The sequence below is a fragment of the Chryseobacterium sp. FH2 genome (genome assembly GCF_001045455.1).
Classification (GTDB): Bacteria; Bacteroidota; Bacteroidia; order Flavobacteriales; family Weeksellaceae; genus Chryseobacterium.
The window spans coordinates 52,232-64,690 of sequence record NZ_LFNE01000013.1; the positions used below are offsets into that span (position 1 = coordinate 52,232).

A 12,459-nucleotide genomic window follows, 5' to 3' on the forward strand; every position below is an offset into this window, starting at 1 on the left:
AAGAAAGATTCTTCATTTCTGGACTCCGTTCTAGTTTAGAATGACAATGTGTATGATTTTAATAAATAGGTCTTTTATCTTTATTTCTTCATCTTCAGTTTTATCAAAACATTTCCTCAATTTGCTGCATCAGTTTTTTTATAGAATAAGGTTTTGTTACATAGGCGTCAGCTCCCATTTTCAAGCCTTTTTCAATATCTCTGGGGTTATTTTTCGCACTCAGGAATATGACTTTTGTATCTTTTAATTTTTCGTCTTGTCTGATAATATCTAAAGTGCTGTAACCGTCAAGGTTCGGCATCATGATATCCAGTAAAATGACCTCGGGAGTCATTGTTTTTAAAAATTCCAATACTTCGGTTCCGTCTCTTGCAATGTAGACGTCATATCCATTTTTCTTAAAGCTGTATTCCAGCGACATTAATATTTTGTGCTCATCATCCGCAATGATTATCTTTTTCATATTGTGTCTTGATTTTGTTCAACTTCATTTTTAATCTCTTTTATTTTTTTAGGAAGAATAATCGTAAAAGTCACTCCCAGCCCGCTGTTTTCTGCTTTTATGGTTCCTCCTTGAGCTTGTACAATTTTTTTAGAAATAGCCAATCCGAGTCCGCTTCCTGTAGGCTTTAAAATATTTTGGTTCTTAGACTGATAAAATTTATCAAAAATCATTTCCAAATCCTCTTCGGGAATATGTTTTCCTGTATTAAAAATAGTAATAATCAATTGATTTTCCTTTTCAGATAATTTTGTCTGAATTGTCCCTTGCTCGTCCGTAAATTTTAGAGCATTTCCTAAAATATTCTGAAATAACTGAATCATCCGCGCTTCATCATATTCAAATATAAACTGATTCAAAAGATTGACTTCACTTAAATGAATATTTTTCTGATGAATGAGATGCAAAAGCGGGTTTAATGCTTTTTTATAGGTTTCAATAATATTATTTTCCTGAATATTTAAAGCAATTTCGCCATGCTGAAGTTTATCCAGATAGAGAATATCGTTGATGATTTCGCTTAGCCTGTCTGACTCTGTAATAATATTATTTAAAAATTCTTTTTTGATTTCCAAAGGAATATCATCATCATCTGCCAGAATTTCTCCTGCCGAACGAATTGCTGTAATCGGAGTTCTTAATTCATGTGCAACAGAGTCTAAAAAATCGTCTTTTTGCCGGTCTTTGATGATTAAACTTTCGTTAGCATTTCTTAAATCATCAGATAATTGTTTTAGTTCTTCTGACTGCTCCGTCAGTTTTTTATTAAGTATAATATTTTCTTTGGATTCTTCTAAAATGTTTAAAACTTCCTTTAAAGATATTTTATCTTCTTTAGTCACGCCTTCAATCAAAATTTTTGCAGAAGCGGTTCCTATTCTTCCTGCCAAAAGATTTTCGGAGAATTTTATAAATCTTGAATCTGCTGTTTCTGTTTGAGAATCAATATTATATTTTAAATTGAAAATTCTTAAAGCCTGTTCCGTTTTATTTTTGCCTAAAAAACGTTCCAGAATATTTTTAATATCTGAAACATAAGCTGTTCCACGCCAGATGAAAGCATTTTCGTGATTTTGAATGTATTTATCAATATCAACATATAATTCGGCGAAATTTCTCTCACGGTAATTTCCTTTTACACTGACAGAAATGATGGTAAACAAACTTGTATTCACTAAAATTGACCAAAAGAAAATCTGTGGGATTCTTCCCAAATATGGAATCGCGAAAAAGTCAAAAGCATCATACATGTCTCTCAAAGCACCCTTGAATTCCTGATTGTAGGAGAAGTAATACTGAGGAATAATCAATCCGAAGTAACAAATTGCCAATCCTGCCAATAATCCAATCACAGCGCCTTTGTAACTTCCTCTTCTCCAGAAAATAGCTCCGAAAAATGAAGGTGCCAGCTGCCCGATAACAACAAATGAGATTAAACCAACTGAATCCAGCGAGGTTTTTAAAATGAAATATTTATAAAAAGCAAATGCCATGATAACCAGTGCAAAAATGCTGAATTTCCTGATATTGGTAATGTTTCTGGTATTCTGTATTTCATTTTCAGATTTAAATTTTCCCAACAGACCATAAGGAATAATCAGGTTGTTGGAAAGCATGATAGATAGAGTAATGGCAGAAATAATAATCATTGAAATACAGGAACTCAGTCCGCCAAGAAAAACAAAAACCGTAATCAAAGTATTGTTAAAATGCTGCGGAATCAAAATGGAGTAGAATTCCGGATTTACGTTTTGTCCGTCAAAAATCAGTCTTCCACCCCATGCAATCGGGAAGATAAATATGGTGAAAATCAACAGGTAAAGAGGAAAAAACCAAATCGCAGTTTTAATATGTTTTTCCTGCCTGTTTTCAACTATCGCCGTGTGAAACTGTCTCGGAAGAATACAGATTGCTGTTCCTGAAATTAAACATAAAACCATCCAGTTCAGGGCGCCTTCAATTCCGTTGAATGTATTTTTCTCTTTAAAATCTTCAAATCTGCTGGCTTTTTCATAAATATCTGAAAATCCGTCAAAAACAAAATAAATAACAAAAAACCCTAAAATGATGATGAAAAAAAGTTTCAGAAAACTTTCCAGAGCTATTGCTGAAATAATTCCCAGTCGTTTTTCTGAAGCATCAACATATCGTGTTCCGTAATAGGATGAAAATAAAGCAATTAATACAACAACAAAAGTAGCATTATCCGTTAAAATATTTTTTGATATTGAGGTTTCGGTCACTAAGTGAAAGGTTTCTGAAATTGCTTTTATCTGCAAACCAATGTAAGGGACAATTGCCAAAAGGCAGACAACTGTAATAATCGCACTGAAGCTTCTGCTGTTACCGTATCGTAATGAAATAAAATCTGCAAGGCTGCTGATTTTATTGACTCTTGAGATTCGTACAATCCGGGTATTGATGTAAATCCATGCCGGAATTATCATGATGGGGCCAATGTAAATTGGAAGGTAGTTGAGTCCGCTAGTCGCCGCAACACCGATGCTTCCGTAGTAGGTCCAGGCCGTACAATACACTGCCAGTGATAATGCGTAGATGTAGGGATTGTTTATCCATAGCTTACTCTTTTTCTTTTCCGCTAAATGAGCGACTAAGAACAAAAGTGCCAGATAAAACAAAACCACAAAAAATAACGCGAAACTACTCATCATATTTTTTTACAATTACAAAAGAGATAATGATGGAAACCATCCAGACCGCAAAAATGTAAATCAGCATCATCGGGTAGCCAAAAATTTCCTTATCGCTGCTGAATAACAATGAAACAGGAATGCTGAACGCAACCAGAAGTCCGATACTCAGGAGGATTAATTTTTGTTCGTGTCTCTTTTTCATAATGATATAAAAGATAATTGACGGACAAGTTTTATCCGTCAATTATCACTAACTTATTTTATTTAAACTTTATCGTCAGAATATTCTCCTGTTAATGAGTAGTAACCGAAAATTGCCATTCCACCACAAATAATTGGCATCAGTACAAACAGAATGATAATTCCGAATACCAAATCTTCCTGCTTTCCGGAGGTGATTTTTGGAATCCCTAAAACGGTTATTCCGAAATAGCCTACAACCAAAGCAACTGCAATCCAAAGAATGCCTAATATTTTTTTTAGTCCGTTCATTTTAGTAGTTTTAAAATTAATAAATTTTTAAGTGATTCGGTGTTTAATCGTGAATATTATTGTTCTTATTTTTAAGATAGAATAATCCAATCAGTAAACATACTGCAGCAACTCCAATCGGATACCAAAGTCCTTCCAGATACCATGTTGCGTGCCCTGCTTCTTTTCCCGTTGTTACCAAGTATGTTGCAACTGCCGGAAGCAATCCTCCAAAGACCCCGTTTCCTATGTGATAAGGCAGAGACATTGAAGTATAACGGATCCTTACCGGGAACATTTCCACCAGAAAAGCTGCAATCGGACCGTAAACCATTGTTACAAAAATCACCTGAATGAAAACTAAAAACACCAGGTACCATTTTGTGTTGTCTGCTAATTTCAAGCTTTGAGAAACTTTTGGTTCTTCTGCTTTTCCGTCTTTTATTACAGCTCCGGTTGGCGACCAGTGGACAACACTGTCTTTTTTAATTAAAGTTCCGTCTGTGTAAAGGGTTTCTTTATGGAAAGTTACTAAACTGTCCGTCGCAATTTTATCATGAATCTTTACGATTCTTTTTTCTGTAATTCCGTTAGCGGCTACCGTTTTAGTTTCAAGATTTACGCTTTTAAACATAGAATCATAAATCGGTCTGTAGGCTAAAATCGCGACTAACATTCCCGTCATCATCACGGCTTTTCTTCCGATTTTATCAGAGAGCCATCCGAAGAAAACGAAGAAAGGTGTTCCTAAAAACAGAGCTGTTGCCATTAATGAATCGACCTGTGCGGATTCTACATTCATTACTTTTTGAAGGAAACTCATCGCATAAAACTGTCCGGTATACCAGATTACCCCTTGTCCCATCGCGGCCCCGAATAATGCCAATAAGACAAATTTGAAATTAAATTTATTCCCGAAACTTTCTTTTAAAGGGTTTTTTGAAGTTTTTCCTTCGCTTTTAGCTTTAGCAAAAAGTGGGGATTCTTTCATATTTTTTCTGATGACGTAAGAAACTCCTACCATTAAAATGGAAATCCAAAACGGAACTCTCCATCCCCAACCATCAAACTCTTCTGCGGAAAGAGTATTCTTTGTAATTAAAATTACAATTAATGAAATAAAAAGCCCTGCTGTTGCTGTTGTCTGAATCCAGGAAGTCCAGTAGCCTCTTCGGTGGGGTTGTGCATATTCTGCAACATAGGTCGCTGCACCTCCGTATTCTCCGCCTAAAGCTAATCCTTGCAATAATCTTAAGATTAAAACTAAAACCGGCGCCATAAATCCAATGGTTTCGTAGCTGGGAATACATCCGATGAGGAATGTTGAGAACCCCATGATTAATAAAGTCACTAAAAACGTATATTTTCTTCCGATAATATCTCCTAATCTTCCGAAGAATAATGCTCCGAATGGTCTTACCACAAATCCCGCAGCGAAGGTGGCCAGTGTAGATAAAAATGCCGCGGTGGGATTGTCTGCAGGGAAAAATTTTGTCGCCAAAACAATTGCCAGACTTCCGAAAATATAGAAATCATACCATTCTATAAGAGTTCCAAGGGATGAGGCAGTGATAACGCTCCAAATAGTGCGGTTTTTCTGCTTATCGGTCATGTTTTCGTAGGTATTATGATGATTTTCGCTCATATTGCTTGATTTAATATTAGTTAAAATTGATATTGAGTTTTCCGGGTTTTATAAATAAATTTGGAACTGAACAATGAATTCTCCTTTTGAAGAAGGGCTTCCCGTCGGGCTTGTATAAACGGGTCTTGTAGAATATTGCGTTGTAATTTTCGCGTGATGCCCATCTATAAACCAGTTTGCGCCTACATCAAATTGTGAAGAAGATTTATCAAATGCTTCAAAACTTTTATGTGTATAAGCCGCGAACGGTTGGATTCTGATTTTCGGTTTTTCTGCCTGGCTTGGCAACAGTAAACCCGCCTGTGCATAGATAATATTACCTGTGCCGATGGTAGGCTGTAGGTTTCCTGCTCCTGCAATGGCTTTATCACCAATGAAATTGGGGTCAGACGAAGCAATGTTCATAATTCCTAAGTTTCTGATATAATTCGGACCGAATTGATAATTGTAATATCCTGCATATGCCGAAACTGCCATTTTATTTTTAGCATTTCCCAAAGGGATATCCGCAAAAGCATCGACTGCAACTAACGTGATGTCATGTTTTTCAATATTTGAATTTACGGAGGTACGGGTTCCGTCCTTTTGGTGATAAAAACCTGCACCAACATTGAAAACTTTCTTTGTTCCCAAATATGAGCCCACTTTGAAAGGAAGTAAGTTTGACTCTTCATCTAAAAATTGATATTCGACATATCCTGCTTTTGAGAAATTAGGATTTCCGTTGTTGTCAACTGCTACAGCTTTTGAAGGATCTGTAACATCGGCTGGGATTAAATCTGTTGCAAAAGGTTTATTTAAACTGAAGCGATATTCCAGTTTTCCATATTTTCCTTTGGCAAACATTCCAAGCTGTCTTGCAAACTGGTCGGAATTATCAATTAAAGGCCAGGTGAAAATAGGAGAATCAACAGTAAGGAAGTTTAGTGTGGAAGCCATGGTCATACGGGAAAGCCCCATATAATAATGTAGTCCCGCTCCTAAAGTCAAGCTGAATTTTCCTGCTTCTCCGGGCATGATAACGGCGTACTCATTCCAGGCATCATGGAAAAACATCTGTGGTTTTTTACCGTTTCCGTAGCCTCCTGTTCCCGAAGTTCCGGAGCCACCACCGTTGATAAAGGTCTGATTATTAATTCCAAAATGGGCAAGAATCATGTATCTTTTGGAAATCTGAGCATATGCCAAAGCTCGTAACCTTCGATTTCCTAGACTCCATGAATTGTCGGTTGGTTCCCCACCAATTATACTTCCGGGGTTCATTTGGGTATTTCTGAGCCAAAACTGATCCCAGAGAATTAATCTAATGTATTTATCACCTTGTGGATTGAGGTTTAATTTAAGCCCGCTTCCATAGTCAGGTGAACCTTGAGCATATAAAGAATTGCTGATTAAGGCTAATCCAATAAAAGTGAGTAATTTCTTCATAAATTATCAATTTTTGGCGTTGTTTTTTATGAAAGCCAAATTGTAATTAATAATTTATTTATAAAAATTTAATATATATTAGTGGTAGGTATATAGTTGTAAGTTTATGGATTATGAATTGTGAGTTGTGAAAATGTCAGGTTTTTAAATTATTTTAACTTTAATATTCTGATTAATAGATTGTTATTTTTTAACTGTTGATTTTGTGAAAAACTTATAATGTATGATGAATAATTCCAATTTTTTTAGTTTTATTTTTTAAACCTTTCCCATTTTATCAGCATATATTTATCGGCAAACTGAGTAATAATCAATCCGGAATTTTTAATGTTCTCTTCCTGAGCAATGTATTCAATTAATTCATTTTGTTTTAAAATTTTATATACAGGATGGAATTCTGAATGAGGAGGTCGTGTAATATTATATTTCTTAATCCATGAGCTGATTGTAACATGAGAAACCCCTATAATTCTTTCTATTTCACGGAAACTCAAACCTTCAAGATAAAGTTGCAATGCTTTAGTTACATAGTAATCGTCTATTTGTTTTCCCAATTTTTTTACGGTAAAATAATAGTTGCAGTTTTTGCATAGAAAGCGTTGTTTTTCATTAACGATTCCGCTTTTTACGATTTTGTTACTGCTGCATTTTGGACAGGTATTTTCCATAACTATATATTTTTAGCAAATATATATCAATTTACCAAAATAATATTTTTTATTAAAGATAAATTTACCTGCGTATCCTGTTTAAACAAAAAAAATATCTTTTTAATTTGGTTTTTAAAGTTATTATGTTTTAAATTTGCCAAAAAATTTAGATAAATAAATGGAAATAGAAATTTCCTCATCCATACATTTGATGTATGTGAGCGAAATACAGCAGGAAATGTTTGATTCTGCACAGCGAAGAGGAACGGGAATCGCAAAACGTTCCATAGAATATTTAAGCAAAAAGATTTCAGAAGGCAATGCTGTAGTAGCCACTGAAGATGGGGAATGGGTGGGCTTCTGTTATATAGAAACCTGGTCACATGGTCAGTTTGTAGCCAACTCAGGGCTTATCGTTTCACCGAATTTCAGAAACAGGGGGGTGGCAACTTTAATTAAAAATAAAGTTTTCCAATTATCTAGAGAAAAATATCCAACTGCGAAAGTTTTTGGGCTCACGACAGGTCTTGCCGTGATGAAAATCAATAGTGATTTAGGCTATAAACCGGTAATCTATTCTGAATTGACACAAGACGAAGAATTTTGGAATGGATGCAGGAATTGTGTGAATTATGAAATTTTAATGAAAAAGGAACGTAAAAACTGCCTTTGCACGGCAATGCTTTTCGTTCCAGATAATAATAAAGTAAATGGTGTTGTAAATAATCAACCCGAAAATCAATATCAAAATGAGCAAGAAAGTCATCTTAGCGTTTAGCGGAGGTTTGGACACCTCTTACTGTGCGAAATATTTGAGTGAAGCACTTGGATATGAAGTGTATGCAGTAACTGTAAATACCGGAGGTTTTTCTAAAGAAGAAGAAAAAGAGCTTGAGAAAAAAGCCTTAAATCTTGGGGTAAAAGAATACAGGTGTGTTGATGCTCAGGAAGATTACTACAATTCTTGTGTAAAGTATTTGATTTTTGGTAATGTACTAAAAAACAATACATATCCATTATCTGTAAGTGCTGAACGTACCATTCAGGCGCAGGAGATTGCAAAATATGCGATTCAGATCAGTGCTGATGCGATTGCCCACGGAAGTACGGGAGCGGGAAATGACCAGGTTCGTTTCGATTTAATTTTTCAGGTGATGTGTCCGAATGTGGAAATCATTACGCCGATTCGCGATATGGCACTGTCCCGTGAGGAGGAAATTGAATTTCTCAAAAATCTCGGATATGAAATGGAATTCCAAAAATCTCAATATTCTGTAAATAAGGGGCTTTGGGGAACTTCAGTTGGAGGAAAAGAAACACTGACATCAAGAAATTATCTCCCCGAAGAAGCTTTTCCTTCACAAATTAAAGAAACCCAGCCTTCCGAATTGGAAATTGAGTTTATAAAAGGTGAGGTTGTCGCGGTAAACGGAGTTCATTTTGAACATTCGGTTTATGCGATTCAAAAAATTGAAGAATTGGCTTCTGCTTACGGAATCGGTCGTGATATTCATGTGGGGGATACTATTGTAGGAATTAAAGGGCGAGTTGGTTTTGAGGCGGCGGCGGCATCTGTGATTATCAAAGCACATCATTTATTGGAAAAACATACGCTTTCAAAATACCAGCAGATGATGAAATCCCAATTATCCGACTGGTATGGAAACTGGCTTCACGAAGCACTTTTCTTAGACCCTGTGATGAGAAATATTGAATCTTTTTTAATTGATTCTCAAAAAAAAGTGAGCGGAAAGGTATTTATAACGCTTCATCCGTATCGATTTGTTTTAAACGGAATTGAATCAGAACATGACTTAATGTCCGATAAATTTGGAAGCTACGGCGAAGCAAACAGAGCTTGGACAGGCGAAGATGTGAAAGGTTACACGAAAATTGTAAGCAATTCTTTAAATATATATCACCAGGTAAACGGAGTGAAAATATGAAGGCGGTAGGAATAATAGGTGCCAACGGTTACACAGGAAGCGAACTGGTACGTCTGCTGGCTTTTCATCCCAATGTGTCTTTGAGTTTTTTATATAGTCGTTCAAATTCGGGGGCGAAGATTTCAGATTTGTACCCGGATTTAACGGCGATTTGTGAAATGGTTTTAACTGATAAATCTGAAGATGTAGATATTCTTTTTTTATGTCTTCCTCACAAAGAAAGTCAGAATTGGCTGACTCAAAATACCGTAAAAGATGAAACGTTAGTTATTGATTTAGGAAATGATTTTCGTTTGAATGGAAGTTTGGGAAACAGAAATTTTATCTATGGATTACCTGAAATCAACAAAAAACAACTTCTAGGAGCAAAAAGTATTGCAAATCCGGGATGTTTTGCAACAGCGATTCAGTTAGCTTTGCTTCCATTAGCTGAAAAAGGTTTGTTGAATGAAGTGTATACAACGGGAATCACCGGTTCTACGGGAGCAGGTCAGTCTTTACAGTCAACAACGCATTTCACTTGGAGGAATGATAATATTTCGGCGTATAAAACTTTGACACATCAGCATGTCGATGAGGTTTTACAGCAGTTAATTTCTTTTAATACTAATGAAATCAGTCTGAATTTTGTTCCATGGAGAGGAGATTTTGCGAGAGGGATTTTTACGAGTTCCACAATGAAAACAAATTTAGAACTTTCAGATATCAATCAATTGTATCAGGATTTTTATGCAGATGAGCCTTTTGTAAAGGTAAGCGAGAAAGCAATTGATTTAAAACAGGTTGTCAATACCAATCGCTGTGTGATTCATATAGAAAAGAGTGGAAATGTTGCGGTTATTCACTCAGCGATTGACAATTTGTTGAAAGGAGCTTCGGGACAGGCTGTACAAAACATGAATATTGCGATGGGTTGGGCAGAAAATTCAGGATTGAATTTAAAACCAATTGCGTTTTAAATGTGAATAGTCAATAATTTAATCGTGAATTTTTAAAATTTGAATCCCGAATCCAGCAATTATCAACCAGAAACCATCAACTAAAAAATGAATTTATTCAACGTATATCCGTTATTTAATATAAATCCAATTAAAGCCCAAGGTTCTTTTCTTTGGGACGATAAAGGAGAAAAATATCTCGATTTTTATGGAGGTCATGCTGTAATTTCTATCGGACATAACCATCCGCATTATCAAAATAAACTAAAAGAACAATTAGAGAAAATATCTTTCTATTCAAACTCGGTTCAGAATGAATTGCAAACTGAACTGGCTGAAAAATTAGGAAAACTTTCCGGTTTGGAAGATTACAGTTTGTTTCTGTGTAATTCAGGAGCCGAAGCAAACGAAAATGCTTTAAAACTGGCTTCTTTTCACAACGGGAAAAAGAAAGTGCTGTATTTTTCAGGTTCGTTTCATGGAAGAACTTCTGCAGCCGTTTCTGTAACAGATAATCCTAAAATTGTTGCTCCGGTCAATTATGACGAAAGATTCATCAAATCAGAATGGAATAATCTCGAACAGCTTGAAGAAATTTTTGAAAATCAGGGAAATGAAATTTCATCCGTAATTATCGAAGGAATTCAGGGAGTTGGAGGAATTATGATTCCAACGGTTGAATTTTTAACTAAAATCAAAAATTTATGTAAAAAATATAATGCGGTTTTGATTTTGGATGAAGTTCAGTCAGGTTACGGAAGAAGCGGATATTTCTTTGCCCATCAGGAATTTGGAATTGAAGCCGATATCATTACAACGGCAAAAGGAATGGGAAATGGATTTCCGATTGGTGGTGTTTTGATTCATCCAAAATTTCAGGCAAGCAACGGATTATTGGGAACAACTTTCGGGGGGAATCACTTGGCCTGTGTTGCTGCGATTGCTGTACTGGATGTTATGAAAGATGAGAATCTCATCGAAAATGCTCAAAAAATGGGAGAGTATATTGAAAATAAAATTAAAGATTTTCCACATATTAAAACCATCCGAAGGAAAGGCTTGATGATTGGAATTGAGCTAGACAGGGATTGCTCAGAAGTGAGGAACAGTCTGTTATACAATCATCATATTTTCACAGGAAACTCCAATGATAAGGCTGTGTTGAGGATTCTTCCGGCGCTTAACATTAAAAAAGAAGAAACCGATATATTCATTGGTGCTTTGAAATCTGTTTTAGAAAATCTTTAAAATTAATTCAAAATGAAAAAATTTACCTCTGTAAGTGATGTTGAAAACTTACAGGAAATCATAAATAAAGCTTTACAAATTAAAGAGAATCCTCTTTCGGAAACCGAGAAAGGAAAAGGAAAAACAATAGGACTTGTCTTTTTAAACTCAAGTTTGAGAACCCGTTTGAGCAGCCAGATTGCAGCACAAAATTTAGGATTAAATGTGTTGACGTTAAATGCAGCACAAGAAGCTTGGAACTTAGAATTCACAGACGGAGCTGTAATGAACGGTGGTACCGTAGAACATATTAAAGATGCCATCGAAGTATTGAATCAATATTGCGATATTATTGCAGTTCGTTGTTTTGCAGGAATGAAAAGCAAGGAAGATGATGTGAATGAAAGCATTTTAAGTCAGTTTGAGCAACATGCAAAAGTTCCTGTTATTTCTCTGGAATCGGCAACACGTCACCCTTTGCAAAGCTTGGCAGACTGTATCACGATTACCGAAAGCTGGAAAGAAGAAAGTAAGCCGAAAGTGGTGTTAACCTGGGCACCTCACATCAAACCGATTGCTCATGCGGTTGGAAATTCTTTTGCAGAATGGATGCAGGAAATGGATGTTGAGCTGGTAATTGCCAATCCTGAAGGCTATGATTTGGATAAAAACTTTACAAAAGACGTAAAAGTAGTTCATAATCAGGATGAAGCATTGAAAGATGCAGATTTTATTTATGTGAAAAACTGGTCATCTTTTGATGATTATGCAGCAATGCCTGAAGTGAAAGAAAACTGGATGTTAACGAATGAAAAATTAGCCAATACCAATCAGGCAAAAGTGATGCATTGTCTTCCTGTTCGCCGAAATGTAGAACTAAGTGATGAGGTAATGGATGGGGAAAACTCTATCATTTATCAACAGGCAAAAAACCGGATTTTCTCGGCTCAGGCTGTTTTTTCTGAAATTTTAGATGGAATTAATACAAATAATTAAAT

Annotated in this window: 12 protein-coding genes; 5 read left to right on the plus strand and 7 right to left on the minus strand. The window is 35.6% G+C overall.

The window, feature by feature from the left end; translation table 11 throughout:
* Positions 1–103: 103 nt before the first annotated feature.
* The 7 genes from ACM39_RS17040 to ACM39_RS17070 all read right to left on the minus strand — a co-directional run bounded on the left by ACM39_RS17040 (position 104) and on the right by ACM39_RS17070 (position 7,368).
* Positions 104–463 (minus strand): response regulator transcription factor, encoded by a 360-nt coding sequence (locus tag ACM39_RS17040; RefSeq protein WP_048512255.1) that lies wholly within the window; start codon positions 461–463, stop codon positions 104–106.
* Entirely contained in the window at positions 460–3,171 is a 2,712-nt protein-coding gene (locus tag ACM39_RS17045) for an ATP-binding protein (protein ID WP_048512256.1), read from the minus strand. The genes ACM39_RS17040 and ACM39_RS17045 overlap by 4 nt, the downstream gene beginning before the upstream one ends.
* On the minus strand, positions 3,164–3,358 hold the full coding sequence (locus ACM39_RS17050; RefSeq protein WP_048512257.1) for a hypothetical protein: 195 nt from the start codon (positions 3,356–3,358) through the stop codon (positions 3,164–3,166). The genes ACM39_RS17045 and ACM39_RS17050 overlap by 8 nt, the downstream gene beginning before the upstream one ends.
* Before the next feature lie 62 nt (positions 3,359–3,420).
* On the minus strand, positions 3,421–3,648 hold the full coding sequence (locus ACM39_RS17055; protein WP_048512258.1) for a DUF6814 family protein: 228 nt from the start codon (positions 3,646–3,648) through the stop codon (positions 3,421–3,423).
* Between the two features lie 43 nt (positions 3,649–3,691).
* Positions 3,692–5,272: an MFS transporter gene (locus tag ACM39_RS17060; protein ID WP_048512259.1), complete on the minus strand. Its 1,581-nt coding sequence runs from the start codon at positions 5,270–5,272 to the stop codon at positions 3,692–3,694.
* A gap of 48 nt (positions 5,273–5,320) precedes the next feature.
* Entirely contained in the window at positions 5,321–6,700 is a 1,380-nt protein-coding gene (locus ACM39_RS17065) for a hypothetical protein (protein WP_048512260.1), read from the minus strand.
* A gap of 251 nt (positions 6,701–6,951) precedes the next feature.
* Positions 6,952–7,368 carry a terminase gpP N-terminus-related DNA-binding protein gene (locus ACM39_RS17070; RefSeq protein WP_048512261.1) on the minus strand — a complete coding sequence of 139 codons (417 nt, stop codon included), beginning with the start codon at positions 7,366–7,368 and terminating at the stop codon, positions 6,952–6,954.
* Between the two features lie 160 nt (positions 7,369–7,528).
* Between ACM39_RS17070 and ACM39_RS17075 the strand changes: the two genes are divergently transcribed.
* From ACM39_RS17075 to ACM39_RS17095, 5 genes are all read left to right on the plus strand, one after another.
* Positions 7,529–8,128, plus strand: a complete 600-nt coding sequence (locus tag ACM39_RS17075) for a GNAT family N-acetyltransferase (RefSeq protein ID WP_082140640.1) — start codon at positions 7,529–7,531, stop codon at positions 8,126–8,128.
* The gene (locus ACM39_RS17080; protein WP_048512262.1) at positions 8,100–9,296 is read left to right on the plus strand and encodes an argininosuccinate synthase; all 1,197 of its coding nucleotides are present in this window, start codon (positions 8,100–8,102) and stop codon (positions 9,294–9,296) included. Before ACM39_RS17075 ends, ACM39_RS17080 begins: the two co-directional genes overlap by 29 nt.
* A complete protein-coding gene (argC, locus tag ACM39_RS17085; RefSeq protein WP_048512263.1) occupies positions 9,293–10,255 on the plus strand; it encodes an N-acetyl-gamma-glutamyl-phosphate reductase in 963 nt (320 codons plus the stop codon). Before ACM39_RS17080 ends, argC begins: the two co-directional genes overlap by 4 nt.
* Positions 10,256–10,342: 87 nt before the next feature.
* Entirely contained in the window at positions 10,343–11,482 is a 1,140-nt protein-coding gene (locus ACM39_RS17090) for an aspartate aminotransferase family protein (RefSeq protein WP_048512264.1), read from the plus strand.
* Between the two features lie 12 nt (positions 11,483–11,494).
* On the plus strand, positions 11,495–12,457 hold the full coding sequence (locus ACM39_RS17095) for an N-acetylornithine carbamoyltransferase (RefSeq protein ID WP_048512265.1): 963 nt from the start codon (positions 11,495–11,497) through the stop codon (positions 12,455–12,457).
* The last annotated feature ends 2 nt before the right edge of the window (positions 12,458–12,459 follow it).

What these genes read in the sequence shown, in the direction of transcription:
- ACM39_RS17040 (WP_048512255.1), bottom strand. Translation starts at nt 463, where the DNA reads ATGAAAAAGATAATCATTGCGGATGATGAGCACAAAATATTAATGTCG.
- ACM39_RS17045 (WP_048512256.1), bottom strand. Translation starts at nt 3,171, where the DNA reads ATGAGTAGTTTCGCGTTATTTTTTGTGGTTTTGTTTTATCTGGCACTT.
- ACM39_RS17050 (WP_048512257.1), bottom strand. Translation starts at nt 3,358, where the DNA reads ATGAAAAAGAGACACGAACAAAAATTAATCCTCCTGAGTATCGGACTT.
- ACM39_RS17055 (WP_048512258.1), bottom strand. Translation starts at nt 3,648, where the DNA reads ATGAACGGACTAAAAAAAATATTAGGCATTCTTTGGATTGCAGTTGCT.
- ACM39_RS17060 (WP_048512259.1), bottom strand. Translation starts at nt 5,272, where the DNA reads ATGAGCGAAAATCATCATAATACCTACGAAAACATGACCGATAAGCAG.
- ACM39_RS17065 (WP_048512260.1), bottom strand. Translation starts at nt 6,700, where the DNA reads ATGAAGAAATTACTCACTTTTATTGGATTAGCCTTAATCAGCAATTCT.
- ACM39_RS17070 (WP_048512261.1), bottom strand. Translation starts at nt 7,368, where the DNA reads ATGGAAAATACCTGTCCAAAATGCAGCAGTAACAAAATCGTAAAAAGC.
- ACM39_RS17075 (WP_082140640.1), top strand. Translation starts at nt 7,529, where the DNA reads ATGGAAATAGAAATTTCCTCATCCATACATTTGATGTATGTGAGCGAA.
- ACM39_RS17080 (WP_048512262.1), top strand. Translation starts at nt 8,100, where the DNA reads ATGAGCAAGAAAGTCATCTTAGCGTTTAGCGGAGGTTTGGACACCTCT.
- argC (WP_048512263.1), top strand. Translation starts at nt 9,293, where the DNA reads ATGAAGGCGGTAGGAATAATAGGTGCCAACGGTTACACAGGAAGCGAA.
- ACM39_RS17090 (WP_048512264.1), top strand. Translation starts at nt 10,343, where the DNA reads ATGAATTTATTCAACGTATATCCGTTATTTAATATAAATCCAATTAAA.
- ACM39_RS17095 (WP_048512265.1), top strand. Translation starts at nt 11,495, where the DNA reads ATGAAAAAATTTACCTCTGTAAGTGATGTTGAAAACTTACAGGAAATC.